The sequence below is a fragment of the Actinoplanes sp. CA-030573 genome, from assembly GCF_050951115.1.
Classification (GTDB): Bacteria; Actinomycetota; Actinomycetes; order Mycobacteriales; family Micromonosporaceae; genus Actinoplanes.
Map to the genome: position 1 here is coordinate 7,432,092 of NZ_CP192038.1, position 25,797 is coordinate 7,457,888.

Here is a 25,797-nt window from a genome sequence, read left to right on the forward strand (position 1 = left end):
TTGCTCTCAACCTTTCCGGCGGGACGGGCGTTCTACCTGCCATGTCCATTGATGACGGCTTCCGCGAGTTCGTCGAACGGCAGTGGGGCCCGCTGCTGCGGACCGCCTACCTGCTGACCGGCGATCGCGGCCACGCCGAGGACCTCGTCCAGGCCGCGCTCGAGAAGACCCATCGCAAGTGGGCCCGGGTGGCGACGATGGAGGCGCCGGTCGCGTACGTGCGGCGCGCCATGGTCAACACGGCCACGTCCTGGCGGCGCCGGCGACGGGTCAGCGAGGTGCCGCTCCTGGTCTCCGACGGGCCGGTGCTCGACCCGTACGGCCGCATCGACCAGCGGCACCAGATGCTCGCGGCACTGCGCCGCCTCCCACCACGCATGCGCGCGGTGCTCGTCCTGCGCTACTTCGAGGATCTGGGCGAGGCCGACATCGCCGACGCGCTCGGCTGCTCGGTCGGCAGCGTGAAGAGCCAGGCCTCGCGCGGACTTAACCGGTTACGCGAACAGCTCGCCGCCGACGCCCTGCCCGCCGCCTTCGAGGAGAGCCGACCGTGAACACCGAGACCGCGCTGCGCGACGCGCTCACCCAGGGGGCCGCGGCCCTCGACGTACCGGAAGATCCGTGGTCGTCGTTCACCAAGCGCGAGAAGACCCACCGCCGCAACCGTCGCCTGCGGTTCGCGGCCGTCGCCGTCGTCCTGCTGGCCGCGATCGGCGTGCAGGCCGGAGTGGTGCCGCTGCCCGGCTGGGCGCCCGGGATCGCGATCGCGGGACGGCAGACGGCGCTGACCAACGCGCCGGCGCGCGGCTCGCTCGCGCACGACCGGGCCTTCCAGGACGGCCTCCGCAAGTCGATCAAGGACGTCGAGGACCCCGGCGAGCTCTGGAAGGTCGTCTCCCGCGACAAGATCAAGATTGTGTACGCGGCCGACGTGGCCGGCCACCGGCTGGCGCTCGCCCTGGTGCCGCTGCGGTTCGGGTTCCTCACCGACCAGGCCCTGATCTGGTACGAGGGCCCGTCCGGCGCGAACCCCTCGGCGATGAACGAGGCCGGCCGCGTCGACGGCGGCGAGACCGTGGTGACCTGGATGGCCGGCGACGCCTCGGCCCCCGGCATCGTGGTGGTGGTCGCTCCCCCGGCCTCGACCGTCTCGGTCAGCACCGGCTTCTCCTACACCCCCGCCGGCAAGGTCGCCCACGGCAAGCCGGTGGTGTCGCCGGGCGGCTTGGCCGAGGTGCCGCTGCCGCCCTCGCCGTTCGACCCCGGCACCACCATCACCGTCACCGCCGGGGGCCGCACCCTCTTCCAGGGGCCGGCCGCGGGCAGCTGGTCGGGGCCGTCCTTCAACGGTCCCGGCGACTACGCCGACGCGACCGGGCGGGCGGTCTCGGACGCGGCCCTGACCGCGATGCTGGCCGGTTCGTCGTTCGACCGTGCGACGCTGCGGCAGTGGGTCGCCGGGGCACTGCAGGACGCCCGGCTGCCGGCGGCCGGGACGACCGTGCGGCTGCCCTGGACCGGAACCGTCAATGGCCGGCCGGCCGCGCTGATCACGTTGCAGCCCCGTGGTGGCGGGGTGCTGGCCTACGCGTTCCACGGCTCGGTCACCACGTACCGCGAGGATCTGCGGCTGCTGCTGCCCGCGGCCGGCGCCTACACGCGGCCGATAGCGTGGCGGATGCGGGCCGAGGGCAAGGACGACCGCACCGACCAGGTCATCGTGGTGACCCCGCCCGGCACGGTGTCGGCAAAGCTCGGTCCCACGCCGCTGACGCTGGACAAATCGGGCGCCGCGATCGGGATCCTGCCGTCGGACGCGGTCGCCTCGGTGACGGCCTACCCGTCGGGCGCGTCCACTCCGGTGCCGCCGTTCGAGACCGACAGCGGGGGCCTGCCCGGCGACACCCCCAAGACCCGAGTCGTCGAGTGACTCAGCCGCTGCGGACAAATCGGGAATCGTCGAGGTAGGCCCGCACGCACGCGGCCGACGAGGGAAAGGTTTCCGCGGGCAGTCGCGTCCGCGGAAACCACCCGATCCGAGCACACTTGTGCGGCTCGGCGTTGAACGGCTCACCGTGCCGGCCCGGATCGTGCTCGGCCGCGAACGCCAGCCCGAGCCGGACGAGCCCACTCCGCCCCCGGTGCTGCACGGTGGCGACCGCTCTGACCTCCCCGCCGTCGAGGGCGATGCCGATCTCCTCGCGGCTTTCCCGAACCACCGCGTCGATCGCGTCCTCGCCGAGCTCCAGCTTCCCGGACGGCAGGTTCCACTGCCCGTCGGCGTACCCCGTGCCCGCCCGGAGCCCCAGCAGAACGCGTTTCCCCGACGTCAACAGAAGCAGCACATCCACCGGATGCAGAGGCGTACCCGCCACGTGCATCACCTCCTCCGCAGACCTTGATGACCTCACGCACCCACCGCACTCGAAGTCATCAACGCCCGACCGCCCGCCGCGCCACCCACCGAGTCGCCAGCCGCGCCGACAACCCCACCGTCACCCGCCACGCCACCCGGCATTCCCCGCCCGCGCCAGGCGCCACCCTCCTCGCCACCCCGGCACTCCCCGCCCGCGACACCCTCCTCGCCACGGGAACTCCCCGCCCGCGCTAGACGCCACCCTCCTCACCATCCGCAACGCCACGCCAGGCCACGACAGCGCCACTCAGTCACCCGCGACTCACGCCATCCCACCCCACCCACCGCGGGGCACCACCCACCCAGGATCTTGATGAATCGGGAACGCTCGGTGCGCTCGAAATCATCAGCGCTGCCGCGCCACCACCTGCTGCCGCCCGCTCCGGTGCGCCATGGCGCCGGAAGGCGAAATCTAGGTGACCTGGCGCACGGGACACCCGAAGCCTTCAGGGCTGTAGGGCCGCCGGCCGCGACTCGCGCAGGGGCGCCTTCGACATTCATGGACTTCTCTTGCTTGAGGTGGCGGGGAGACCTAACATCGGCGCAATGCCGCATTGACGTACGTGAAACTTCGGGCCCGGCTGTCGAAGCGCTTCGACAGGCGAAGTCGCAGGTCACGCCCGTGTGGTTGTCTCGTACGAAAGGGATACCGACATGCGTAGGCGTACTCTCGCGCTCGGCACGGCCGCCGCCCTCGGGGTCGCGGTGACGGCCGGCGTGGTCACCGCGGGGCCGGCCGCGGCGGCCGCCGGCTGCACCGTCACCTATGCCGTGAGCAGCCAGTGGCCCGGTGGCTTCGGAGCGAACGTGACGATCAAGAACCTCGGCGACCCCTTCAGCTCGTGGACGCTGGCGTGGTCGTTCGGGGCCGGCCAGACCGTCACCCAGTCGTGGAACACCGCCCTGACCCAGAGCGGCTCGACCGTGACGGCCAAGAACGCCGGCTACAACGGCTCGATCGCGACAAATGGGACGGCCTCGTTCGGCTTCAACGGGTCGTGGACGGGGACCAACCCGGTACCGGCCGCGTTCTCGCTGAACGGCGTGGCGTGCACCGGCGGCGTGAGCAACCCGACAACCTCGCCGACGACCACGCCACCCACGACGACCCCTCCCCCGGCGAGCGGCGTTCCCTCGGACGCGGTCTGGGTCGCCTCCGGCCAGTGGGACTCGTGGACCAACAACGGCTACACCCTCAACAACGACGTCTGGGGCGGCGGCGCCGGGCCGCAGACGATCTGGGCGCGTACCGGAACGAATTGGGGTGTCGTGGCGAACCACCCGCGCACCAGCGGCGTCAAGTCCTACCCGCACACGGGCAAGACGCTGAACCGCACGCTCAGCTCGCTCGGCTCGGTCTCCAGCTCGTTCAACGTCTCGGTGCCGCCCGACGGCGATTATGAGACCGCGTACGACATCTGGGCGAACTCCAACGCGTACGAGGTGATGATCTGGACCAACCAGCACGGCGCGGTGGGTCCGATCGCCGAGTCCTACGACGCCAACGGCGCGGTTCCGTCCGTGCGCAACCTGTCGGTGGGCGGCCACACCTGGAACGTCTACCGGGGCTCGAACGGCAGCAACGCGGTCTACTCCTTCGTCCGCACGAGCGGCACCGATGCGGGCACGATCGACGTCCTCGCGGTGCTGAAGTGGCTGCGCACCAGCGGCCGGTGGGCCGACGTGACGGTCGGCGACATCCAGTTCGGCTTCGAGCTGAGCGGCACGGCGGGACAGTCCAACTTCACCACCAACACCTTCTCTCTCACGTACGGCTGAAAGACCGCTCCCGGTCCGCGGCGACACCCACGCGTCGCGGGCCGGGTAGCATCGGCCGCGAAATCCGTATCCCCGGCCCTGGATACACGTCGCAGACGGGCCCGGGACCCCGCCATGATCGCGGGGAGGAGGGGCGACTCAGTTGTCGCTGCCTACCTACGGAGAAAGATCATGCAATTCGGATTGGGTCTGCCCATCAGCTCGCCCGCCCTGCTGCCCGAGTGGGCGCGCGCGGCCGAGGACTGCGGCTTCGACTCGCTCGCCCTGCTCGACCGGCTCGCGTTCGACAATCCCGAGCCGCTGACCGCGCTGGCCGTGCTGGCCGGCGCCACCTCGCGGATCCGCCTGCAGACCGAGGTGCTGCTCGGGCCGCTGCGCGCGACCGCGCTGCTGGCCAAGCAGGTGGCCACCCTGCACCGGATGTCCGGCGGGCGGTTCGTGCTCGGCATCGGCGTCGGGGGCCGCGCCGACGACCACGACGCCGCCGGCGTGCCGCTGTCCGCGCGCGGGCGGGTGCTCGACCGGCAACTGCCGGAGCTGCGGCAGATCTGGCGCGGCGAGCCGTACCGCGGCGCCGTCATCGGTCCCCGGCCGCTGACCCCGCCGGAGATCCTGATCGGCGGGTTCGCGCCGGCCGCACTGCGCCGGGTCGCGCTGTTCGCCGACGGGTTCCTCTGCGCCGCTCCCCTGTCCTGGGCCGGCGGGCTCGTGCAGACCGTGCGGGACCAGTGGGCTTCGGCCGGCCGCGCCGGGCGGCCGCGCCTGGTGTGCCAGATCAACGTCGCGGCCGGGCCGGCCGCCGCCGTCGCCCGGGCCCGGACCGCGGTGGCCGGCTACTACGCCTTCACCGGGCGGCCGGGGTGGGGCGCTCCCCTGACCGACCCGGCGGAGATCGCCGACACCGTGGCCGCCTACCGCGAGTTCGGCGCGGACGAGCTCGTTCTCTACTGCTACGGCGACGATCCGGGCCAAGTTCCGGCGCTTGCCCGGCTTGTCTGCTGACTTAGCGGATAAATCCGGTGACGGAGTGATGTCATCGACAGGGGGTATGTGGTTGCCGCTCCGGAGGCGGGCTTGATACGGTTCTCTGCATAGTCATGCGGAGGTTGGTATGGGAATCCGGGTTGCGGTCGCGGGGGCCAGTGGTTACGCGGGCGGCGAGCTTCTTCGTCTGCTCGCCGGCCACCCCGAGTTCGACCTCGTGGCCGCCACGGCGCACTCGCAGGCGGGCACGCACGTCGCCGCCGTGCACCCGCAGCTGACCGGGCTCGACCTGACGCTGAGCGCGACCGACCCGGCCGCGCTCGGCGACGCCGACCTGGTCTTTCTCGCCCTGCCGCACGGGCAGTCGGCGGCGCTGGCGGCCCGGCTGCCGGCCGGTGTCAAGATCGTGGATCTGGGCGCCGACTTCCGGCTGAAGGACGCCGAGCTCTGGCGGCGCTACTACGGCGGCGAGCACGCCGGCACCTGGACCTACGGGCTGCCCGAGCTGCCCGGCCAGCGCGAGCTGATCGCGAGCGCCGACCGGGTGGCCAACACGGGTTGTTATGCGGCCACGATCACGCTCGCGCTCGCGCCGCTGATCGCCGCCGGCCTGGCCGATCCGGCCGACGTGGTGGTCGTGGCCAGCTCCGGCACGTCCGGGGCCGGCCGCGGCGCCAAGGTCAACCTGCTCGGCAGCGAGGTGATGGGCGACCTCTCGCCGTACAAGGTGGGCGCACACCAGCACGTGCCCGAGATCAAGCAGGCGACCGGCGCGACGTCGCTGTCCATGACGCCGGTGCTCGCGCCGATGCCGCGGGGCATCCTGGCCACCGTCACCGCGCGCTTCGCCGGCGCGGGCGATCCGGCCGAGGTGCTGCGCCGGGCGTACGCCGAGGAGCCGTTCGTCCATGTGCTGCCGGCCGGTCACTGGCCGCACACGGCCGCCACCGCCGGGTCCAACTCGTGCCACCTGCAGGCCACGGTCGACGTCGACTCCGGCCGGATCGTCGTGGTCAGCGCCCTCGACAACCTCGGCAAGGGCGCCGCCGGCCAGGCCGTCCAGTGCGCCAACCTCATGTCCGGCCTGCCCGAGACGATGGGCCTGTCCGTGTTCGGAGTAGCACCATGACCGTCACCCACCCGAAGGGCTTCCGGGCCAGCGGGGTCGCCGCCGGTCTCAAGGGCACCGGCAACCCCGACGTGGCCCTCGTCGTCAACGACGGGCCCGACTTCACCGCCGCCGGCGTCTTCACCGGCAACCGGGTCAAGGCCGCCCCGGTCCTGTGGAGCCAGCAGGTGCTCAAGGGCGGCATCGTCCGCGCCGTCGTGCTGAACTCCGGCGGCGCCAACGCGTGCACCGGCTCGCAGGGATTCCGCGACACGCACGCGACCGCGGAGCACGTCGCGACCGTGCTGCGCGGCGGCCCGAAACCGCAGATGATCGGCGCCGGCGACGTGGCGGTCTGCTCGACCGGCCTGATCGGCGAGCTGCTCCCGATGGACAAGCTGCTGCCCGGCGTCACCGCCGCGGCCAAGGCGCTGGCCGGCGACGGCGGCCCGAAGGCCGCCGAGGCGATCATGACGACCGACACGGTGGCGAAGAACGCGGTGGTCCAGCGCGACGGCTGGTCGGTCGGCGGCATCGCCAAGGGCGCCGGCATGCTCGCCCCGGCGCTGGCCACCATGCTCGTCGTCGTCACCACCGACGCGTCGGCCGACAACGAGGTGCTCGACGCCGCGCTGCGCGAGGCGACCCGGGTGACGTTCGACCGGATCGACGCCGACGGCTGCATGTCGACCAACGACACCGTGCTGCTGCTGGCCAGCGGCGCCTCCGACGTGCAGCCCTCGCCCGAGGAGCTGACCGCCGCGGTCACCGCCGTCTGCCACGACCTCGCCCAGCAGCTGATCGCCGACGCCGAGGGCGCCACCAAGCACATCGCGATCGTGGTCGAGGGCGCCGCCACCGAGGCCGACGCGGTCGAGGTCGGCCGCGTGGTGGCCCGCAACAACCTGGTCAAGACGGCATTGTTCGGCAACGACCCGAACTGGGGACGGATCCTGGCCGCGGTGGGCACGACGACCGCGAGATTCGAGCCCGACCGGGTCGACGTCGCGATCAACGGGGTGTGGATCTGCCGGGGCGGGGCCGCGGCCGAGGACCGGTCCAAGGTCAACCTGGAGAACCGGGACGTCACCATCACGGTCAACCTGCACGAGGGCGAGATGGCGGCGACGATCTGGACGACCGATCTGTCCCACGCGTACGTGCACGAGAACTCGGCGTACTCCTCGTGACCCCGCACGACAAGGCCGAGGTCCTGATCGAAGCGCTTCCCTGGCTGGAGCGTTTCCACGGTGCGACGGTCGTCATCAAGTACGGCGGCAACGCCATGATCAACCCGTCACTCCAGGCGGCTTTCGCCGCTGACGTCGTCTTCATGCGTTATGTCGGCATCAAGCCGGTTGTCGTCCACGGCGGCGGGCCGCAGATCAGTCGAATGCTCAACAAACTGGGCATCGAAAGCGAGTTTCGCGGCGGCCTCAGAGTCACCACCCCGGAAGCGGTCGATGTCGTAAGAATGGTTTTGGTCGGACAGGTCGGGCGTGAACTCGTGGGCTTGATCAACAAGCACGGGCCGTTCGCGGTGGGACTGTCCGGCGAGGATGCCCGCTTGTTCACGGCCGTCCGGCGCACCGCCACGATCGACGGCGAGCAGGTCGACATCGGCCAGGTCGGCGACGTCGACAAGGTCGACATCTCGGGTATCGAGGACCTGATCCGGGCCGGCCGCATCCCGGTCGTCGCCAGCGTCGCGCCCGACGCGGACGGAGTCGTGCACAACGTCAACGCCGACACCGCCGCGGCCGCCCTGGCCGAGGCGCTCGGCGCCCGTAAGCTGGTCGTGCTCACCGACGTGCCCGGCCTCTACACCAACTGGCCCGACACCTCGTCGCTGACCACCCGGATCGACGCCGACGATCTGGAGAAGCTGCTCCCCCGGCTCGAGGCGGGCATGGTTCCCAAGATGGAGGCGTGCCTGCGGGCCGTCCGCGGCGGCGTGCCCGCGGCGCACGTCGTCGACGGCCGGGTCGCCCACTCCACGCTGCTCGAAGTCTTCACCCCCGAAGGGATCGGAACGATGGTGGTGCCCGCATGAGCACGCTGGCCGAGCGCTGGTCGCAGTCGATGATGAACAACTACGGGACGCCGCAGATCGCCCTGGTCCGCGGCGAGGGCGCGGTGGTGACCGACGAGAACGGCAAGGAGTACGTCGACTTCCTCGGCGGCATCGCGGTCAACGCCCTGGGCCACGCCCACCCGGCCGTCGTCGAGGCCGTCACCACCCAGGTCCAGCAGCTCGGGCACGTCTCCAACCTCTACGTCGCCGAGCCCTGCGTCGCGCTGGCCGAGCTGCTGCTCGCGCTGGCCGGGCGCACCGGCCGGGTCATCTTCGGCAACTCCGGCGCCGAGGCCAACGAGGCGGCGTTCAAGCTGTCCCGGCTCACCGGCCGCACCCACGTGGTGGCCACTCACGGCGCCTTCCACGGCCGTACGATGGGCGCGCTCGCGCTGACCGGCCAGCCGGCCAAGGCCGACCCGTTCCGGCCGTTGCCCGGTTTTGTCGACCATGTGGATTTCGGGGATCTGTCCGCTTTGGCGGCCGCGGTCTCCGACCGGACCGCCATGGTCATCCTGGAGCCGATTCAGGGTGAGAACGGCGTGGTCGTCCCGCCCGCCGGCTACCTGGCCGGGGCCCGGGAGATCTGCACCCGCAACGGCGCGCTGCTCGTGCTGGACGAGGTGCAGACCGGCATCGGCCGCACCGGCCACTGGTTCCACCACCAGAGCGAGGGCGTCGAGCCCGATGTCGTCACCCTGGCCAAGGGCCTCGGCGGCGGGCTGCCGCTGGGCGCCTGCCTGGCCTTCGGGCCGGCCGCCGACCTGTTCACCCCCGGCTCGCACGGCACGACCTTCGGCGGCAACCCGATCGCCTGCGCGGCCGGCCTCGCCGTGGTCCGCACGATCGCCGGCGAGGGCCTGCTCGACCACGTCAAGCGGGTCGGCGAGCAGCTGCGGCGCGGCCTGGAGAACCACCCGCTCGTGGATCACGTCCGCGGCGCCGGCCTCCTGCTCGGGGTCGTGCTCCGGGCGCCGGAGTCGAAGCGGATCGCGGCGTCCTTGCAGGACGCCGGGTTCCTGGTCAACGCGTCGCAACCGGACGTCATCCGGCTCGCGCCGCCTCTGATCGTCAGCACCGAGCAGGCCGACGCCCTCATCGCCGTCCTGGACGGTCTGCAATGACGCGACACTTCCTGCGCGACGACGACCTGACCCCGCAGGAGCAGGCGACCGTCCTCGACCTCGCGGCCGAGATGAAGGCGAACCGCTTCCAGTACCGGCCGCTCGAGGGCCCGCGCTCGGTCGCGGTCTTCTTCGACAAGGTCAGCCTGCGCACCCGGCTGTCGTTCGAGGCCGGCATCGCCGAGCTCGGCGGCCAGCCGGTCATCGTGGACACCCAGGCCACCCACTTCGGCCGGGGCGAGTCGCTGGCCGACGCCGGGCGGGTCGTCTCGCGCTACGTGGCGGCCATGGTCTTCCGCACCACCGGCGACGAGCGGCTCGTCGAGCTTGCCTCGGGGGTCAACGTGCCGGTGGTCAACGCGCTCACCGACGGCTTCCACCCCTGCCAGCTGCTCGCCGACCTGCAGACGATCCGCGAGCGGCTGGGCGGGACGCAGGGGCGCAAGCTGGCGTACGTGGGTGACGCCGCCAACAACATGGCCCACTCCTACCTGCTGGCCGGGGCCACCGCGGGCATGCACGTACGGGTGGCCGGCCCGTCCGGCTTCGACCCCGCGCCCGCCGTCGTGTCCCGGGCCGCCGAGATCGCGGCCTGGACCGGGGGCTCGGTCGAGGTGCTGCGCGACCCGTTCGAGGCCGTCGACGGGGTGGACGTGATCGCCACCGACACCTGGACGTCGATGGGTCAGGAGAACGACGGCAAGGACCGGCTCACCCCGTTCCGGCCCTACCAGGTCGGCGACAAGCTGCTGGCCGCCGCCGCGACCGGGGCGATCGTCCTGCACTGCCTGCCCGCGCACCGCGGCGAGGAGATCACCGACGACGTGATGGACGGCCCGCAGAGCGCGGTGTTCGACCAGGCGGAGAACCGTCTGCACGCCCAGAAGGCGCTGCTGACCTGGCTGCTGGCGGTGAACGAGCAATGACCGGACCGGTGACCCGGGCCGGGCGGCACGCCCGGATCGTCGAGCTCATCCGCGCCTCGTCGATCCGGTCGCAGACCGAGCTGGCCGACCTCCTGGCCGCCGACGGCATCCACGTCACCCAGGCCACGCTCTCCCGCGACCTGGAGGAGCTGCGCGCCGTTAAGGTCAGCGGCGCCTACCTCATCCCCGAGGACGGCCAGCGGCCGCTCCGCGAGGCCGAGAGCGCGCCCGCCCGCCTCGTCCGGCTGCTGCGGGAGCTGCTGACCGGGGTGGACGCCAGCGGCAACATCGCGGTCCTGCGCACGCCCCCGGGCGCGGCCCAGTTCCTGGCCAGCGCGCTGGACCGCTCCGGACTCACCGATGTCGTCGGCACCATCGCCGGCGACGACACGATTCTCGTCGTGGCCCGCGACGTCACCGGCGGCAAGGCCTTGGCCGACAAGCTCGCCGAATGGGCTGGGCACCACTCCGACATCACCGAAGGGAGCATCCCGTGACCGAGCGGGTCGTTCTTGCATACTCCGGGGGCCTCGACACCTCCGTGGCCATCCCCTACCTCGCCGACCAGATCGGCGGGGAGGTCATCGCCGTCGCCCTCGACGTCGGCCAGGGCGGGGAGGACATGGAGGTCATCCGGCAGCGCGCGCTCGACTGCGGCGCCGCCGAGAGCGTCGTGGTGGACGCCCGCGACGAGTTCGCGGCCGACTTCTGCCTGCCGGCGCTGCGGGCCAACGCCCTCTACATGGACCGCTACCCGCTGGTGTCGGCGCTGAGCCGGCCGCTGATCGTGCGCCACCTGGTCGAGGCGGCCAAGCAGCACGGCGGCACGGTCGTCTCGCACGGCTGCACCGGCAAGGGCAACGACCAGGTCCGGTTCGAGGTCGGCATCGGCGCGCTCGCTCCCGACCTCAAGGTCATCGCGCCGGCCCGGGACTTCGCCTGGACCCGGGACAAGGCGATCGCGCTGGCCGAGGAGAAGGGCCTGCCGATCGACGTGTCGCACAAGTCGCCGTACTCGATCGACCAGAACTTGTGGGGTCGCGCCGTCGAGACCGGGTTCCTCGAGGACATCTGGAACTCGCCGATCGAGGACATCTACTCGTACACCTCGGATCCCTCGGTCGCCCGTGACCCCGATGAAGTCGTGATCACCTTCGACCAGGGCAACCCGGTCGCGATCGACGGCGAGACGGTCACCCCGCTGCAGGCGATCACCGAGCTCAACCGGCGGGCCGGAGCGCAGGGCGTGGGCCGGCTCGACATGGTCGAGGACCGGCTGGTCGGCATCAAGAGCCGCGAGGTGTACGAGGCGCCGGGCGCGATCGCTCTGATCACCGCCCACCAGGAGCTCGAGAACGTCACCGTCGAGCGTGACCTGGCCCGGTTCAAGCGCTCGGTCGACCAGCGCTGGGGCGAGCTGGTCTACGACGGCCTGTGGTTCTCGCCGCTGAAGAGCTCGCTCGACGCCTTCATCGACGACGCGCAGAAGCACGTCTCGGGCGAGGTGCGGCTGACCCTGCACGGCGGCCGCGCGGTGGTCACCGGCCGGCGCTCGGAGGCCAGCCTCTACGACTTCGGCATGGCCACCTACGACACCGGCGACACGTTCGACCAGTCGCTGGCCAAGGGCTTCGTGCAGCTCTGGGGTCTCCCGTCGCGCATGGCGGCGGGCCGCGACCGGCGGCTGGCAGACTGAACGTCGTGACCGAGAAAACGAGTTTGTGGGGCGGCCGGTTCTCCGGCGGCCCCGCCGACGCCCTGGCCCGGCTGTCGGTGAGCGTCCAGTTCGACTGGCGGCTCGCGCCGTACGACATCGCCGGCTCCCGGGCCCACGCCCGGGTGCTCGCCGCGGCCGGGCTGCTCGACCCGGACGAGCTGGGCCAGATGCTGGCCGCCCTCGACGACCTCGAGGCGGCCTGCGCGTCCGGTGAGTTCCGGCCCACGATCGACGACGAGGACGTGCACACCGCGCTCGAGCGCGGCCTGCTGGAACGCCTCGGCGCGCTCGGCGGCAAGCTGCGCGCCGGCCGGTCCCGCAACGACCAGGTCGCCACCGACCTGCGGCTCTACCTGCGCGACCACGCCCGCGGCGTGGCCGTCGCCCTGGTCGAGCTGGCCGACGCGCTCACGTCGCAGGCCGCGCTGAACGTCGACACGGCGGCGCCGGGCCTGACGCACGTGCAGCACGCCCAGCCGGTGACGTTCGGGCACTGGCTGCTCGCCCACGTGCACCCGCTGCTGCGCGACCTCGACCGCTTGCGCGACTGGGACGCCCGGGCCGCCATCTCGCCGCTCGGCTCCGGCGCGCTGGCCGGCTCCTCGCTGCCGCTCGACCCGGCCGCGGTCGCGAAGGAACTGGGCTTCACCGCGCCGGCCCCGAACTCGATGGACGCCGTGGCCGACCGCGACTTCGTGGCCGAGTTCCTGTTCGTGACGGCGCTGATCGGCGTGCACCTGTCCCGCCTCGGCGAGGAGGTGGTGCTCTGGACCTCGACCGAGTTCGGCTGGGTCGAGCTGGACGACGCCTTCGCGACCGGGTCGTCGATCATGCCGCAGAAGAAGAACGCGGACATCGCCGAGCTGGCCCGGGGCAAGAGCGGCCGGCTCGTCGGCGGCCTCGTGGCGGTGCTGACCATGCTCAAGGGACTGCCCCTCACGTACGACCGCGACATGCAGGAGGACAAGGAGCCGGCGTTCGACGCGATCGAGACGCTCCAGCTCCTGCTGCCGGCCCTGGCCGGCATGATCTCCACGATGACCGTACGGGCCGACCGGCTGGCCGCGGCCGCGCCGGTGGGCTTCTCGCTGGCCACCGAGGTCGCCGACTGGCTGGTGCGGCGCGGCGTCCCGTTCCGCGAGGCGCACGAGATCACCGGCCAGCTGGTGGCGTTGTGCTCGGTGCGCGGCTGCGAGCTCGAGGACCTCACCGACGACGACCTCAAGACGGTGAGCGGCCACCTCGACCCGTCCGTCCGCGCGGTCCTCTCGGTGCAGTCCGCGCTGGCCAGCCGCACGACGCCGGGCTCGACCGGCCCCGGCCCGGTGGCCGAGCAGCTGGCGTCGGTCCAGCAGAAGCTCGACGGCTGGCGCGAGTGGGCGCTGGAGAAGGTCGTCCCGCGCTGAGCGTCCACGGCCGGCCGCCCACGGCGGCCGGCCTCAGCGCGGGCGGATGTCGTCGGGCTGGTCGCGGACCGGCGGCGGGGAAGACTGTGCGGGGATGGCGGGCGCGCTCAGGATCTGCAACGGGTCCTTGCGCAGCCGGAGGGCCACGATCAGGTACGTCGCCACACCCACGGCGAGGCCGATCGCGTACCAGCCGAAAGCGTCCGTCCCCTCGGGGAAGAGCGCGGTGACCGCGCCGCCGCCGATGGCCGCGAGTACGGCGGCCAGGTCGGAGATGCTGGCCTTGTCGTTGCTGTGGACCAGCGTCCGGTAGGTGATGAAACCCACCACCAGTCCGAAGCAGACACTGCCGATGTTCAGCACCACCACGGTCGCACCCTCCTAGGGCAGTCGAAGGCCGGCATCGCAGTACGGGGAGTACGCGAGCCCCATCACATTGCCGCGCGCGAGCAACTGCCAGCGCACCTGGCGCATCGCCGCGCCCACGCCGCCGCCGCTCCCCCAGGCCGCGACGAAGGCGCTCATCGCGTAGGCGGCCAGGCGCTGTTCCATCGTCACCTCGGTGGCGAGCACCCCGGCCGCGCCGGTCGAGCGGACGAACGCGGACGCGAAGTCGGTGAGCGTCTCGGGCAGCCGCTCGCCGGTGTAGCAGCCGTTCAGCACCACCAGCGGCCGCCGGCTCTCCCAGCGGACCGCCGGGGACAGCTCGGCCCAGAAGCTGACGTCCTCCGGCCGCAGCGTGCCGCCCCGGCCGAAGTCGAGCGCGAGCCCGCCGGACGAGCTGCCCGCGCCGGTGACCCGCCGGCCGTGGCAGAACAGGTAGAGAAGGTCCGCACCGCCGATCACCGCGTCCCGCAGCGCCTCGACGTCGGTGGTGACCACGCTGGCCGCGCCGAGCCGGTCGAGCACGGCCCGCTGCCGGTCCCAGTCCGCGCCCGCAAGCTCGGCGTTGAGCCCGACCACCACGGCGGCGGGCCGCGCCTCGCTGGTCGCGGCGGCCAGCGTCATCCGCCCGCTCGACGGCGGCACCTCCAGCACGTGGGCGAGACCCCAGAACCCGTAGGGGCACAGCACACCGTGCCGCTGATCATGGCCGGCCGCGTGCGGGCAACGATCGGGCACGCCGCCGGAGCCGGCCGGCCCTGCGCCCGCCGGGCCCAGCTCGTGGACGCTCGGGCACAACCCCGCGCCGTCCTGGATCGGCAAGTCGTAGACGAGCTGCCACGGGATCACCGCCCGCGACCCCTCGGCCAGCGCCACCTGGATCGTCGCCGGTCCGCTGCCGGCCGCCAGCGCGCGCCGCATCGTCAGCCTGTCGTCCACATCCGGGAAGATGCCCAGATAGGCCGAGGAACCGGCACGGGCCATCGCCCACAGGTCGGCGACATAATCCTTTTCGGACTTCGCGAACCCGTCGTCGTAGAGCGACCGCCACCCGCCGCCGGTCTCGCTGAGCTGCCGGTCGAAAAGCACCGCCCGCAGGCTCCGGGCCGCGTCCCCGGCCTGCGCGTCGGAGAGCTCGGTGCCGACCCGGGTGCCGGCCGCGTCGTTGACGACCAGGTAGTGCCGCCCCTCGGCCAGGTCACCGAGCCGGATCGACATCGCGCGGTCGCCGAACCGGTCGAGCTCGGCCAGCTCCTTGCTCAGCGTGAAGACGGCCCGCCCGACCGGCGCCGGCCCGCCGTCGCCGACCGCGACCTCGATCTCGAACGCCTGGATCGCGGCCGCGCCGAGGTGCAACGCGAGCTGCAGCTGTTGCACGCCGGGTGAGCGCGGCGCGATCACGCTCAGGCTCAACCACGGCGATCGGTCACTCTCGGTGCACCGGTGCCGGTCACCGGGTGTGCACGAGCAGACAAACCCCTCGCCCGTACGCGGGAGAAAGATCGCGCCGCTCTGCACCACCTGCCCGTCCCGGGAGAGCACGGCCTGCAGCCACCAGCCCTCGTCCGGGTCGCCCAGCAGCTCTTCCGGGAACGGCGGCGTGGTCGGCGGCAGGATGCTCCCGGCCCGCGGCGCGCCGATCCCGACGCGGACGAGGAAGGGCAGCTCCGGCGGAAGCCCACCGGTCGCCGCCCGCCCCGCCCCGTCGACGACCGCCACGCTCACCACGCGCGACCGGCGGACGGCAGGGATGAGGTCGGGCTTCTCCGGCGTCGCCTCCGGGCGCGGCAGCCCCATCGTGGGCCAGCGCTCGAGCTCCTCGGCCGGAATCCCCTCGGCCGGGAGAATGCCGGGGTCGGCGTAATCGGCGTCCGGGAGGCCGGCCTCGAAGTCGAAGTCCGGAAAGTCGATGCTCTCGTAGTCGATCGGCGGCCCCGAGCTCACGACGCGCGGCGACCACTGCGGGAAGCTCTCGGCGAGATCCTGACTCCGGGTCACGATCACCACGGTCAGGCCCGCGTCGAGGAGCTCCCGGATCACCCGCTGGGCCAGGGTCACCGAGGACTCGATCTCCACGACCATGGTGCCCCGGGTGGCCACCGGGAAGGCGCCGCGATCACCGTCGACCCGCCGAACCGGCGTGGGCGCCTCGCGCAGGATCGCGTCGAGAGCCGAATCCCGGTCGGGGCCGGGGTCGCCCACCACAAAGGCCAGTCGCCACACGCGGATCAGGTTATCGTTCGGCGCGTGGAAATCGTCGATCTGACCGCGCTCCCCGTTCACTCGATCGAAGCATTCGGAAGCATCGGGCTGAGCGCCGCCAAGCTCGTGCGCGAGCCGGCCGCCGAGGTGACCGTGCTGCGGGTCGAGGCCGGCGGCAAGATCGGCTCCCATCCGGCGCCGGTCGGCCAGCTGCTGGTGGTGCTCTCCGGCGGCGGCGAGGTGCGCTCGGGCGACGGTCCGTGGCTGCCGATCGGCGCCGGGCAGGCCGCGTTCTGGGCGGCCGGCGAGGAGCACGCGACCCGGTCGAAAGGGGGACTGACCGTGCTCGCCATTGAGTCCACCGAGCTGTGCAACAAAACTGCAAATGGAACTCATTGACCCTGATGCATTGACGGTGGCAGATTCCGGAACGGAATAACCGTCCCCCGGAACCATCAAACGACGGGCCCTTGCCGGTCACGCCGTCGCTGCCGTTCGCTCTCCGGCGGGTTCCCAATGCGACAAGGAGAATTGCGCATGGCACCCACACCACGCGCCCGCCGGTGGCGCCGGCCGGCCGGTGTCGGCGGGCTGGTCACGCTGGTCGCGGCGGGCCTCTTCGTCACCGTCACGGACGCCGAGGCGGCGACCGTCTTCAGCGCCGACTTCGAGACCGGCAGCACCAGCGGCTGGTCGAAATCGGGCGGCACCTGGTCGATCACATCGGACGGATCGCGGGTGCTCCAGCAGTCCGACTCCGGCAGCGAGCGCGCCCGCGAGTTCGCCGGGCAGACCAGCTGGGCCGACTACTCGGTGCAGGCCCGGGTCAAGGCCACGTCGTTCGCCACCACCAGCGGCGTGGTGGCCCTGACCGCGCGCGCCGCGGGCGCGACCAGGATGTACCGGCTGTCGCTGACCGGCGGCAACAAGGTGCAGCTCGAGACCATGAACGGCTCGGCCGTCACCATCCTGGCCAGTCTCGGCCAGACCATCTCGACCAGCACGTTCTACACGCTGAAGCTGTCGGTGAACGGCACCACGATCAGCGGTTCGATCAACGGGACCAGCGTGGGCAGCGCGACCGACAGCACGATCGGCGCCGGGCGGATCGGGCTGCTGACCGAGCACGCGGCCGGGCGTTTCGACGATGTGGTCGTGGACGATGCCGGCGACTCGACGCCGACCTCGCCTACCACGACCCCGACCACATCACCGACCACATCACCGACGACGCCGACGACGCCGACGACCTCCCCGACGACGCCTCCCACCAGCGGCGCCCTCTATGTGGCGCCCAACGGCTCGGCGAGCGCGGCGGGCACGCAGTCGGCCCCGACCACGCTCGCCTCGGCGATCACCCGGATCGCGGCCGGCGGGACGATCTACATGCGGGGCGGCATCTACGCGCCGTCGTCGACGATCACGATCGCGCCCGGGAACAACGGCACATCGGCCGCCCGGAAGACAATTTCCGCGTACCCGGGGGAAACTCCGGTGTTGAATTTCTCGGCGCAGGCGGAGGACCCGGCGAACCGCGGGCTGGCGATCAACGGCAACTACTGGCACGTGTACGGAATCGTGGTCGAGCACGCCGGCGACAACGGCATCTTCGTCGGCGGCAGCAACAACGTCATCGAGCGCACGGTGACCCGGTTCAACCACGACACCGGCCTGCAGCTGTCCCGCACCGCCTCGGACACGCCGCAGTCGCAGTGGCCGTCGAACAACCTGATCGTCAGCGCCGAGTCGCACGACAACGCCGACTCCGACGGTGAGGACGCGGACGGCTTCGCCGCCAAGCTCACGGTCGGCACCGGCAACATCTTCCGGTACGACGTGTCGCACAACAACATCGACGACGGCTGGGACCTCTACACCAAGACCGACACCGGCGCGATCGGCCCGGTCACCATCGAGTACTCACTGTCCTACGCCAACGGCACGCTCAGCGACGGCTCGCAGGCCGGCGCGGGCGACCGCAACGGCTACAAGCTGGGCGGCGAGGATATCGGCGTCAACCACGTCGTCACGCACAGTATCGCCTACCGGAACGGCCACCACGGCTTCACCTACAACAGCAACCCCGGCTCGATGACCATCTCCAACGACGTGGCGATCGACAACGCCGAGCGCAACTTCTCGTTCGACGCCGGCACGTCCACCTTCCGGACCAACACGTCGTGCCGCAGCTCGAGCGGCACGAACGACCGGATCGTCGGCAACGCCGACAGCTCGAACCAGTTCTGGTCCGGCACGAACGGCTCGAGATGCACCACGTACAGCGGCGCGCTCGGCTGGTCCTACGCCTCCGACGGCAGGCTGCAGGTCACCTTCGGCGGCAAAGTCGTCAACCCGTAGCGTCACCCGGCCGGACCGGCGCGACTCCGCGCCGGCCCGGCCGACCGCGGGATGGCGTTGACATCCGTCTATTCCAGGTTGGACGGTCGAGGCATGTCTCGTCCTCGCAAGATGCTCGCCTCGACGCTCCTCGTGGCGGCCCTGGTCGCGGTGGCCGCCCGTCCCGCGGCCGCGGCCCTGCCGGCACCCGGTGACCTCCACGTCACCGCCATCACGCCCGTCTCGGTCACGCTCTCCTGGACCGCGTCCGAGGGCGCCACCGACTACCAGGTCAACTACACCCAGGCCTTCAACGACGTCTATTGGTCGCAGCCGGTCGGCAACGTCACGACGGCCACGATCACCGGGTACATCTCCCCGGGCCGGCAGTACTCGTTCCGGGTCAGCGCCAAGGACGCGAGCGGGTACTCGGCCTCCAGCAACACGGTCACCGTCGTGACGCCGGTATCCACCACCGGCGACACGACCCCGCCGTCCGCGCCGGGCAACCTGCGGATCACCGGGACGTCGCCGGACGGCGTGCCGCTCGCCTGGGACGCCGCCGCCGACGACGTCGGCATCGCCGGCTACGACGTGTACTTCTTCGACGGCTGGTACACCTCGACCGTGGTCGGATCCGCCGCCGGCACCACGTTCGTCGCGCCGTTCCGGAGCAGCAGCCTCGGCCTGCCGTCCTACTACGTACGCGCGCGGGACGCCGCCGGCAACGTCTCGATCGCCTCCAACACCGTACGCGGGCCGGTCGTCACCACCACCCCGCCGCCCCCGCAGCTCTGCACCGTCGCCTACAAGTCCACATCGGAGTGGCCGGGTGGTTTCGTGGCCGAGGTGACGGTCACCAATCAGCGGACCACCGCCGTCGACAACTGGACGCTCGTGCTCACGGCCGGCGGCGATCAGCGCGTCACGTCGGCGTGGAACGCCACCGTGCAGCAGGCCGGCGCGACCATCACGCTGACCGGCGAGCGCTGGAACCGCACGATCGCGGCCGGCGGCAGCGTCACGGCCGGCATGCTCGGCCGCTGGACGGCCAGCAACGCCCGCCCGACGGCCGCCGTCCTCAACGGCGCCGCGTGCACGGTGGCCTGACTAGTCCCGCAGGGCCGGATCCAAGGAGCCCACCACCGACAGCAACGCCAGCCGGCTCTCGCTCTCCGAGCCCGGCTCCGCCGTGTAGGCCACGATCTTCACGTCGGAGCCGGGCACCGTCAGCACGTCGCAGTCCAGCTCCATCCGGCCCACCACCGGGTGGTCGACGTTCTTGCGGCCGGACTCGTGCGGCGCCGCGATCCCGTCGTCCCACAGCCGGGCGAACCGCGGCGAGACGCGGCGCAGGTCGGCGATCAGATCGCGCAGCGAGGGGTCGGACGGGTAGCGGACGGCCGCCGAGCGCAGGTCACCGATCATGGCGCCCTCGAACGAGGACGCCTGCGCGGGGCTGAGGGTGATCCGGCTGCCGGCGTCGGTGAAGTGCCGCCAGACGATGTTGCGCTCCCGGCCCCGCACCGCGAGCAGGTCGCCCATCAGGGCGACCCACAGCTGATTGGCCGTGATCAGGTTCCAGGCGCCGTCGTGCACGCTCACCGGCGTACCGGACAGGCGGTCGAGAAGTCTCTGCACGCCCGGCGTGAGATGGACGGGAAGCCGTCCCCGCCCCGGCGGCTCGAGGCCCGCCAGGCGGAAGATGAGGTCGCGCTCGCCGCCGTCGAGGCGCAGGGCGCGCGACAGAGCCTCGACCACCTGTGCCGACGGCGCCGTGGCCCGTCCCTGCTCGAGCCGGATGATGTAGTCGACCGAGATGCCGGCGAGCAGGCCCAGCTCCTCCCGGCGCAGGCCGGCGGCGCGGCGGCGGCCACCGGGCGGCAGGCCGACCGCCTGCGGGGTGAGCCGCTCCCGCCATCGGCGCACCGCGCGCCCGAACTCGGTCGATGTCGAGGCCGTCATGCGTCGAGTGTCACCCGCGCGCGGCCCGGTTGCCTGGTACCGCGGATACCTCCCCTATCGCGCCGCGGCCGGCGCAGCCTGATGACATGACGACGACATTGATCACCGGGGCCAACAAGGGCCTGGGCTACGAGACCGCGCGACAGCTCCTGGCCGCCGGGCACGACGTGTGGATGGCCGCGCGGGACGCGGAGCGGGGTGCCGAGGCGGCGCGGCGGCTCGGCGGGCGATTCGTCCGGCTGGACGTCACCGACCCGGGCTCGATCGCGGCCGCCGTCCAGACCGTCGGCGCCCTGGACGTGCTGATCAACAATGCGGGCATCTCGGGCGGCATGACCCCGGTCGGCGAAGTGACCGCGGAGATCATGCGTCCAGTATTCGAGACGAACCTCTTCGGCGTGGTTGAGGTCACCCATGCTTTCCGACCTTTGCTAGAAAAGTCGGAATTGCCGGTGATCGTCAACGTATCCAGTGGACTCGGCTCGCTCGGCTGGGCGAACGACCCGTCGGTGATGGAGTACCACGTGCCGGCGCTGGCGTACGGGGCGGCGAAGGCGGCGCTCAACATGGTCACCGTGCACTACGCCAAGGCGTACCCGGGAATGAAGATCAACTGCGTGGATCCCGGCTACACGGCGACCGACCTCAACGGCCACCAGGGACCGCAGACGATCGAGGAGGGCGCCGAGATCATCGTGCGGATGGCGCAGGTCGGACGGGACGGCCCGACCGGCGAATACGTCAACCGGCACGGCCGGGTGCCGTGGTGAAAGACTGTCCGCATGACAGACAAGACGATCATCGCGATCCGGGAGGCGGCCGCCGCGTACGCCGAGGCGGTCCGCACCACCCAGCGATTCTTCGACCGGCTCGAGGACTCCACGGACCCCTCGGCCCTGATCGAGTACGCGACCCTCGTGGAGCGCGAGAAGGAGGCCGAGGAGGCCCGGTTGGACGCCCTCGAGGCCGCCGGCATCGAAGCCCCTAGCATTGATGAGAGTGATCCGGATAACTAACTGAACAGTTCCGGAACCGGAACGGGGTGCCGGAACCGGTTCCGGGCTGGAAGACTGCCGGTTGTTAGCGTTCCACAGACCGTGCCACCGCGGTCGTGACGACCGGAGGCACGAGTGCCCGCTGATCTTCTTCCCTACCGGGATCCGGCCCTGCCCGTCGAGCAGCGCGTCGAGGACCTGCTCGCCCGCATGACCTTGCCGGAAAAGGTCGGGCAGATGCTCCAGCTGGACGCCCGCAACGACGTCAAGGAGATCGTCAGCGAGAAGCTGGCCGGCTCGATCCTGCACACCTCGCCCCAGAAGATGCTCGAGGCGATCGATCTGGTCGCCAAGACCCGGCTGCAGATCCCGCTGCTGACGGCCGAGGACTGCATCCACGGCCACTCGTTCTGGCCGGGCGCGACGATCTTCCCGACCCAGCTGGCGATGGCCGCGACCTGGGACGCCGGCCTGGTCGAGAAGGCGGCCCGGGTCACCGCGCTCGAGGTCGCGGCGACCGGCATCCACCAGACCTTCTCGCCGGTCCTGTGCATCACCCGCGATCTGCGCTGGGGCCGGGTCGACGAGACGTTCGGCGAGGACCCGTTCCTGATCGGCGAGCTCGGCTCGGCGATGATCCGCGGCTACCAGGGCGAGGGCCTGTCCGACCCGACCGGCATCCTGGCCACCGCCAAGCACTTCGCCGGCTACTCCGAGACCCAGGGTGGCCGGGACGCGAGCGAGGCCGACATCAGCCCGCGCAAGCTGCGCTCCTGGTTCCTGCCGCCGTTCGAGCGGGTCGCCCGGGAGGGCTGCCAGGCGTTCATGCTCGGCTACCAGTCGATGGACGGGGTGCCGATCACCGCCAACAAGTGGCTGCTCAACGACGTGCTCAAGGGCGAGTGGGGTTACGACGGCACGCTGGTCACCGACTGGGACAACGTCGGCCGGATGGTCTGGGAGCAGAAGGTCTGCGCCGACTACGCCGAGGCCGCGGCGGTCGCCGTGCGCGCCGGGAACGACCTGGTCATGACCACGCCGGGATTCTTCGAGGGGGCACAGGAGGCGGTTTCGCGCGGGCTTCTGCGCGAGGAGGAGATCGATGCGGCCGTACGCCGGATCCTGCGCCTGAAGTTCCGCATGGGCCTGTTCGAGGACCCCCGGGCCCCCGACGCCGAACGCCAGCGCGAGGTCATCGGCGTCGCCGCGCACGCCGAGCTCAACCTCGAGGTCGCCCGCAAGTCCCTGGTTCTGCTGCGCAACCAGGGCGTGCTGCCGCTGGACCAGGCGAGCGCTTTCAAGCGGATCGCCGTGCTCGGACCCAACGCCGACGACGTCTCGGCGCAGCTCGGCGACTGGGCCGGCAACTCCGGTCAGGTCGACTGGATGCCGGACGGCCACCCGCGCGAGATGACCGAGACCGTGCTCGACGGCTTCCGCGCGGTCGCGCCCGCCCGCTGGGACATCACCCACGCCCGCGGCGCCGACATCGAGCGCCTGGTGCCCGACCCCGAGGGCGCGACCTATCCGGACGGGCAGCCGCGGCCGCCGATCTCCCAGGGCGCGCCGGTCGACCCGCACCTGATCGCCGTGGCCCGCGACGCCGCGGTCCGGGCCGACTACGCGGTCGTGGTCGTCGGCGACACGGTCAACCTGACCGGCGAGCACAAGTCGACGGCGACGCTCGAGCTGCAGGGCGGGCAGATCGCGCTGCTCGACGCGGTCGCCGCGACCAAGACGCCGATGATCGTGGTGCTGCTCAACTCCAAGCCGTGCGTGCTGCCCCCGTCCGCGCTGGAGGCGGCGGCCGTCATCCAGGCCTTCAACCCCGGCATGCGCGGCGGGCGGGCGATCGCCGAGCTGGTGCTGGGCCTGATCGAGCCGAGCGGGCGGATGCCGCTGTCGGTGCCGCGGCACGTCGGCCAGCAGCCGGTCTACTACAACCAGATCCGCGGCCAGCACGGGACGCGCTACGCCGACCTGACCCAGGAGCCGCTGTTCGTCTTCGGCGAGGGCCTCTCCTACTCCCCCGTCACCTACAGCGATCTGACCGTTTCGCCGGAGGTTGCCACCGACGGCGTGGTCACCGCGTCCGTCACCCTCACCAACACCGGCACGCGGCCGTCGCCCGAGACGGTGCAGGCGTACGTGAGCGACCTCGTCACCAGCGTCACCTGGGCGGTGCGCGAGCTGAAGGCGTACCGGCAGGTCACGGTGCCGGCGGGTGAGTCCGTGACGGTCGAGTTCGAGATTCCGGCGTCGGCCTGCTCGCTGGTCGCCGCCGACGGCCGCCGGGTGGTCGAGCCGGGCGACTTCGAGCTGCACGTCGGCCCGTCGTCGCGGGAGCGTGATCTGCTGCGCGCGCCGTTCACGATCGGCTGAGCCGGGCGGCACCGGGCGGCGCCGGGCCGGGTTGGTGATGTTGACACGGCCTGGCATCGTCGGCCGCGTGCTGCCCCGCCTGCTGCGCCGCCTGCTCTACGCCGGCGCCTACGCCACCGCTTTCGCCGTTCTCGTCATGGCCGCCTCGTCGCTGTGGGTGATCGGCCGGGCGTCCGGGCACGTCTACGACGAGAAGTCGGTGCCGCCGGCGCCGGTCGCGCTCGTCCTCGGCGCGCAGGTGTACCAGGGCGGGACGCCGTCGCCGTTCCTCGCGGCCCGGCTCGACATCGCGCACCGGCTGCTGGACGCGGGCAAGGTCAGGGCGATCCTGGTCTCCGGCGATCACCGCCGCTGGGACTACGACGAACCCGGCGCCATGCAGGTCTACCTGGTGGCGCGCGGGGTGCCGGCCAGTCAGGTGGTGCTCGACTACGCGGGCTTCGACACGTACGACTCGTGCGCCCGCGCCAAGCGGATCTTCGGCGTGACCAGGGCCATCGTCGTCACCCAGAGCTACCACATCGACCGGGCGGTGGCGCTCTGCCGGCAGCTCGGCGTCGACGCGAGCGGGGTGGGCGACGATTCGGTGCGCATCTACGCAGGGCCGTGGGCGCACTCGGTGGTCCGCGAGCGGGGCGCGGTTGTCAAGGCCGCCGTCGACGTGCTCTCCCACCGGGACCCGGTCTTCCTGGGCCGCCACGAGCCCGGCGTCGACGACGCGCTCTCCTGATCGTGGGGCCGCTCTCCTTGGGGCCGCCGGCTTCACCAGGGCGGCGGCTCGGCGTGCCAGCGGGTCCCGGCCATCACCGGCCCGGTCCCCAGGACGCGCCGCAACTCGCTGGTCGACGACTCGACAGCCATCCCGAGGCGCTCGATCTCGGCCCGCAGCGCCGCGTTCTCCCGTACAAGCCGCTCATTCTCGGCGCGGGTCCCGGCCACGTAGATCCGCAGCGCCTCGATCTCGGCCTCGAGCTCGCTGGTGTCCTGCCTCCGAAACACCTTCCGCATGCGCTGAAATGCTAGATCGCCGCCGATCCGCTGTGGACCGGACAACCGGGCGGCCCCACCGCCCGGACGGACTACCCCGAAAGATCCACAGGTTAGGAACGGCCGGTTCTTAGCCGTTTCTTAGACGCTTCCCACCGCACTTCCCAGCTACCGGCCCGATCGTTGAGGCTCTCACCCCTTGGTTTCGGTATGGAGCCCTTCGAATGACCGATCAAAACCCCCCGATCAACCCCGACGAGCCGACCGTACGCCAGCCGGCCGCCCCTCCCTCTTCCGCGCCGCCTCCCTCCTCGGCCGCCCCCTCGTCCTCGGCCGCCCCCTCATCCTCGGCCGCGCCGCCGCCTTCCTCGGCCGCCCCTCCCTCTTCCGCGCCGCCTCCCTCCTCGGCCTCGGCCGCCCCCTCGTCCTCAGCGGCGCCGCCCGCTTCCTCGGCCGCACCCGCTTCCCCGGCCCCGCCCTCTTCCTCGCCCGCGCCCTCTTCCGCCGCGCCCACGTCCGAGGCCGCCGCCCACCCTGCCGCGACGCCGCACGAGACGACGCCCGACCAGGAGGCCGCCGCCCAGGCCGCGCCCCCACCCGGCGTCTACACCGGCCCACCGCCCGGCGCCGCCTACACCGGCCCACCGCCCGGCCCCGGCTACGCCGCCCCCGCCACCCGCTGGTACTCGCGCCGAGTCCCGATCCTGATCGCCGGCGCCACCCTCCTGGCCGGCTGCGTGATCGGCGGTTGCGTGGTCGGCGCCGCCGCGGCCTTCACCCACTTCGACGACCGCGGCCACAGCGCCCCCGACCAGCGCCGCTTCGACGGCCCCGGCTACCGCAACGGCCCCGGCTACGGCAACGGCCCCGGCCAAGGGTTCCCCGACCGCCAGGACGGCCGCCGCCACGCCAACCCGGGCGGGCCCGGAAACCCGGGTAACCCCACCAGCCCGGCCCCCGCCCCCAGCGGCAGCGCCGCCTCCCCCGCGCCGACAACCACCTCCTGATCAT

25 protein-coding genes are annotated in these 25,797 nt (G+C 71.9%); 20 read left to right on the forward strand and 5 right to left on the reverse strand.

The genetic code is table 11. The features are described 5' to 3' along the window. The first annotated feature begins 41 nt into the window (after nucleotides 1-41). Together ACQP2F_RS34120 and ACQP2F_RS34125 are read left to right on the forward strand one after the other, a co-directional pair. Entirely contained in the window at nucleotides 42-554 is a 513-nt protein-coding gene (locus tag ACQP2F_RS34120; RefSeq protein WP_433294817.1) for a SigE family RNA polymerase sigma factor, read from the forward strand. Beyond that, nucleotides 551-1,930, forward strand: coding sequence for a hypothetical protein (locus ACQP2F_RS34125; RefSeq protein WP_433294819.1), 1,380 nt, complete (start codon nucleotides 551-553; stop codon nucleotides 1,928-1,930). Before ACQP2F_RS34120 ends, ACQP2F_RS34125 begins: the two co-directional genes overlap by 4 nt. A gap of 1 nt (nucleotide 1,931) precedes the next feature. Here the strand turns inward: ACQP2F_RS34125 and ACQP2F_RS34130 are convergent, their stop codons facing one another. After that, a complete protein-coding gene (locus ACQP2F_RS34130) occupies nucleotides 1,932-2,375 on the reverse strand; it encodes an NUDIX domain-containing protein (protein ID WP_433294821.1) in 444 nt (147 codons plus the stop codon). A 695-nt stretch (nucleotides 2,376-3,070) separates the two neighbouring features. Here ACQP2F_RS34130 and ACQP2F_RS34135 point away from each other — a divergent pair. From ACQP2F_RS34135 to argH, 10 genes are all read left to right on the forward strand, one after another. Further along, a complete protein-coding gene (locus ACQP2F_RS34135) occupies nucleotides 3,071-4,195 on the forward strand; it encodes a cellulose binding domain-containing protein (protein WP_433294823.1) in 1,125 nt (374 codons plus the stop codon). A 171-nt stretch (nucleotides 4,196-4,366) separates the two neighbouring features. Continuing rightward, entirely contained in the window at nucleotides 4,367-5,197 is an 831-nt protein-coding gene (locus ACQP2F_RS34140) for an LLM class flavin-dependent oxidoreductase (RefSeq protein ID WP_433294825.1), read from the forward strand. Between the two features lie 109 nt (nucleotides 5,198-5,306). Then, a complete protein-coding gene (gene argC / locus ACQP2F_RS34145; protein ID WP_433294827.1) occupies nucleotides 5,307-6,308 on the forward strand; it encodes an N-acetyl-gamma-glutamyl-phosphate reductase in 1,002 nt (333 codons plus the stop codon). Beyond that, nucleotides 6,305-7,477, forward strand: coding sequence for a bifunctional glutamate N-acetyltransferase/amino-acid acetyltransferase ArgJ (gene argJ, locus ACQP2F_RS34150; RefSeq protein WP_433294829.1), 1,173 nt, complete (start codon nucleotides 6,305-6,307; stop codon nucleotides 7,475-7,477). The genes argC and argJ overlap by 4 nt, the downstream gene beginning before the upstream one ends. Then, nucleotides 7,474-8,340 carry an acetylglutamate kinase gene (gene argB, locus ACQP2F_RS34155; protein WP_433294831.1) on the forward strand — a complete coding sequence of 289 codons (867 nt, stop codon included), beginning with the start codon at nucleotides 7,474-7,476 and terminating at the stop codon, nucleotides 8,338-8,340. Before argJ ends, argB begins: the two co-directional genes overlap by 4 nt. Continuing rightward, entirely contained in the window at nucleotides 8,337-9,485 is a 1,149-nt protein-coding gene (locus ACQP2F_RS34160; RefSeq protein ID WP_433294833.1) for an acetylornithine transaminase, read from the forward strand. The genes argB and ACQP2F_RS34160 overlap by 4 nt, the downstream gene beginning before the upstream one ends. Then, nucleotides 9,482-10,411: an ornithine carbamoyltransferase gene (gene argF, locus ACQP2F_RS34165; protein ID WP_433294835.1), complete on the forward strand. Its 930-nt coding sequence runs from the start codon at nucleotides 9,482-9,484 to the stop codon at nucleotides 10,409-10,411. The genes ACQP2F_RS34160 and argF overlap by 4 nt, the downstream gene beginning before the upstream one ends. Continuing rightward, nucleotides 10,408-10,908 carry an arginine repressor gene (locus tag ACQP2F_RS34170; protein ID WP_433294837.1) on the forward strand — a complete coding sequence of 167 codons (501 nt, stop codon included), beginning with the start codon at nucleotides 10,408-10,410 and terminating at the stop codon, nucleotides 10,906-10,908. Before argF ends, ACQP2F_RS34170 begins: the two co-directional genes overlap by 4 nt. Then, a complete protein-coding gene (locus ACQP2F_RS34175) occupies nucleotides 10,905-12,107 on the forward strand; it encodes an argininosuccinate synthase (RefSeq protein WP_433294839.1) in 1,203 nt (400 codons plus the stop codon). The genes ACQP2F_RS34170 and ACQP2F_RS34175 overlap by 4 nt, the downstream gene beginning before the upstream one ends. 5 nt (nucleotides 12,108-12,112) lie before the next feature. Further along, nucleotides 12,113-13,534, forward strand: coding sequence for an argininosuccinate lyase (gene argH / locus ACQP2F_RS34180; RefSeq protein ID WP_433294841.1), 1,422 nt, complete (start codon nucleotides 12,113-12,115; stop codon nucleotides 13,532-13,534). A 33-nt stretch (nucleotides 13,535-13,567) separates the two neighbouring features. Here argH and ACQP2F_RS34185 read toward each other — a convergent pair whose 3' ends face one another. Further along, nucleotides 13,568-13,903, reverse strand: coding sequence for a hypothetical protein (locus tag ACQP2F_RS34185; protein ID WP_433294843.1), 336 nt, complete (start codon nucleotides 13,901-13,903; stop codon nucleotides 13,568-13,570). 12 nt (nucleotides 13,904-13,915) lie between these two features. Next, nucleotides 13,916-16,141 carry a CHAT domain-containing protein gene (locus ACQP2F_RS34190; RefSeq protein WP_433294845.1) on the reverse strand — a complete coding sequence of 742 codons (2,226 nt, stop codon included), beginning with the start codon at nucleotides 16,139-16,141 and terminating at the stop codon, nucleotides 13,916-13,918. 24 nt (nucleotides 16,142-16,165) lie between these two features. Here ACQP2F_RS34190 and ACQP2F_RS34195 point away from each other — a divergent pair, with 24 nt between their 5' ends. From ACQP2F_RS34195 to ACQP2F_RS34205, 3 genes are all read left to right on the forward strand, one after another. Then, the gene (locus ACQP2F_RS34195; protein WP_433294847.1) at nucleotides 16,166-16,519 is read left to right on the forward strand and encodes a cupin domain-containing protein; all 354 of its coding nucleotides are present in this window, start codon (nucleotides 16,166-16,168) and stop codon (nucleotides 16,517-16,519) included. A 138-nt stretch (nucleotides 16,520-16,657) separates the two neighbouring features. Next, a complete protein-coding gene (locus tag ACQP2F_RS34200) occupies nucleotides 16,658-18,478 on the forward strand; it encodes a cellulose-binding protein (RefSeq protein ID WP_433294849.1) in 1,821 nt (606 codons plus the stop codon). 93 nt (nucleotides 18,479-18,571) lie between these two features. Continuing rightward, nucleotides 18,572-19,567 carry a cellulose binding domain-containing protein gene (locus ACQP2F_RS34205; protein ID WP_433294851.1) on the forward strand — a complete coding sequence of 332 codons (996 nt, stop codon included), beginning with the start codon at nucleotides 18,572-18,574 and terminating at the stop codon, nucleotides 19,565-19,567. Here the strand turns inward: ACQP2F_RS34205 and ACQP2F_RS34210 are convergent, their stop codons facing one another. Continuing rightward, the gene (locus ACQP2F_RS34210) at nucleotides 19,568-20,422 is read right to left on the reverse strand and encodes a helix-turn-helix transcriptional regulator (RefSeq protein WP_433294853.1); all 855 of its coding nucleotides are present in this window, start codon (nucleotides 20,420-20,422) and stop codon (nucleotides 19,568-19,570) included. 86 nt (nucleotides 20,423-20,508) lie between these two features. On the opposite strand from ACQP2F_RS34210, the gene ACQP2F_RS34215 reads away from it, so the two are divergent. The 4 genes from ACQP2F_RS34215 (at nucleotide 20,509) to ACQP2F_RS34230 (ending at nucleotide 24,529) form a co-directional block, all read left to right on the forward strand. Next, entirely contained in the window at nucleotides 20,509-21,192 is a 684-nt protein-coding gene (locus ACQP2F_RS34215; RefSeq protein ID WP_433294855.1) for an SDR family NAD(P)-dependent oxidoreductase, read from the forward strand. Between the two features lie 12 nt (nucleotides 21,193-21,204). Continuing rightward, entirely contained in the window at nucleotides 21,205-21,438 is a 234-nt protein-coding gene (locus ACQP2F_RS34220) for a hypothetical protein (protein WP_433294857.1), read from the forward strand. Nucleotides 21,439-21,552: 114 nt separating this feature from the next. Continuing rightward, a complete protein-coding gene (locus tag ACQP2F_RS34225; protein WP_433294859.1) occupies nucleotides 21,553-23,799 on the forward strand; it encodes a glycoside hydrolase family 3 N-terminal domain-containing protein in 2,247 nt (748 codons plus the stop codon). 37 nt (nucleotides 23,800-23,836) lie between these two features. Next, the gene (locus ACQP2F_RS34230) at nucleotides 23,837-24,529 is read left to right on the forward strand and encodes a SanA/YdcF family protein (protein WP_433294861.1); all 693 of its coding nucleotides are present in this window, start codon (nucleotides 23,837-23,839) and stop codon (nucleotides 24,527-24,529) included. A 32-nt stretch (nucleotides 24,530-24,561) separates the two neighbouring features. Here ACQP2F_RS34230 and ACQP2F_RS34235 read toward each other — a convergent pair whose 3' ends face one another. Next, nucleotides 24,562-24,807 carry a hypothetical protein gene (locus ACQP2F_RS34235; protein WP_433294863.1) on the reverse strand — a complete coding sequence of 82 codons (246 nt, stop codon included), beginning with the start codon at nucleotides 24,805-24,807 and terminating at the stop codon, nucleotides 24,562-24,564. Nucleotides 24,808-25,010: 203 nt separating this feature from the next. Here ACQP2F_RS34235 and ACQP2F_RS34240 point away from each other — a divergent pair, with 203 nt between their 5' ends. Continuing rightward, a complete protein-coding gene (locus tag ACQP2F_RS34240) occupies nucleotides 25,011-25,793 on the forward strand; it encodes a hypothetical protein (protein WP_433294865.1) in 783 nt (260 codons plus the stop codon). Nucleotides 25,794-25,797: the final 4 nt, after the last annotated feature.

Bases quoted from the DNA above. Each gene is read 5' to 3' on its own strand.
- ACQP2F_RS34215 (WP_433294855.1), top strand. From the start codon at position 20,509: ATGACGACGACATTGATCACCGGGGCCAACAAGGGCCTGGGCTACGAG.
- ACQP2F_RS34205 (WP_433294851.1), top strand. From the start codon at position 18,572: ATGTCTCGTCCTCGCAAGATGCTCGCCTCGACGCTCCTCGTGGCGGCC.
- ACQP2F_RS34230 (WP_433294861.1), top strand. From the start codon at position 23,837: ATGTTGACACGGCCTGGCATCGTCGGCCGCGTGCTGCCCCGCCTGCTG.
- argF (WP_433294835.1), top strand. From the start codon at position 9,482: ATGACGCGACACTTCCTGCGCGACGACGACCTGACCCCGCAGGAGCAG.
- ACQP2F_RS34140 (WP_433294825.1), top strand. From the start codon at position 4,367: ATGCAATTCGGATTGGGTCTGCCCATCAGCTCGCCCGCCCTGCTGCCC.
- ACQP2F_RS34220 (WP_433294857.1), top strand. From the start codon at position 21,205: ATGACAGACAAGACGATCATCGCGATCCGGGAGGCGGCCGCCGCGTAC.
- ACQP2F_RS34240 (WP_433294865.1), top strand. From the start codon at position 25,011: ATGACCGATCAAAACCCCCCGATCAACCCCGACGAGCCGACCGTACGC.
- ACQP2F_RS34135 (WP_433294823.1), top strand. From the start codon at position 3,071: ATGCGTAGGCGTACTCTCGCGCTCGGCACGGCCGCCGCCCTCGGGGTC.
- argJ (WP_433294829.1), top strand. From the start codon at position 6,305: ATGACCGTCACCCACCCGAAGGGCTTCCGGGCCAGCGGGGTCGCCGCC.
- ACQP2F_RS34170 (WP_433294837.1), top strand. From the start codon at position 10,408: ATGACCGGACCGGTGACCCGGGCCGGGCGGCACGCCCGGATCGTCGAG.
- ACQP2F_RS34160 (WP_433294833.1), top strand. From the start codon at position 8,337: ATGAGCACGCTGGCCGAGCGCTGGTCGCAGTCGATGATGAACAACTAC.
- ACQP2F_RS34235 (WP_433294863.1), bottom strand. From the start codon at position 24,807: ATGCGGAAGGTGTTTCGGAGGCAGGACACCAGCGAGCTCGAGGCCGAG.
- ACQP2F_RS34200 (WP_433294849.1), top strand. From the start codon at position 16,658: ATGGCACCCACACCACGCGCCCGCCGGTGGCGCCGGCCGGCCGGTGTC.
- ACQP2F_RS34120 (WP_433294817.1), top strand. From the start codon at position 42: ATGTCCATTGATGACGGCTTCCGCGAGTTCGTCGAACGGCAGTGGGGC.
- ACQP2F_RS34210 (WP_433294853.1), bottom strand. From the start codon at position 20,422: ATGACGGCCTCGACATCGACCGAGTTCGGGCGCGCGGTGCGCCGATGG.
- argC (WP_433294827.1), top strand. From the start codon at position 5,307: ATGGGAATCCGGGTTGCGGTCGCGGGGGCCAGTGGTTACGCGGGCGGC.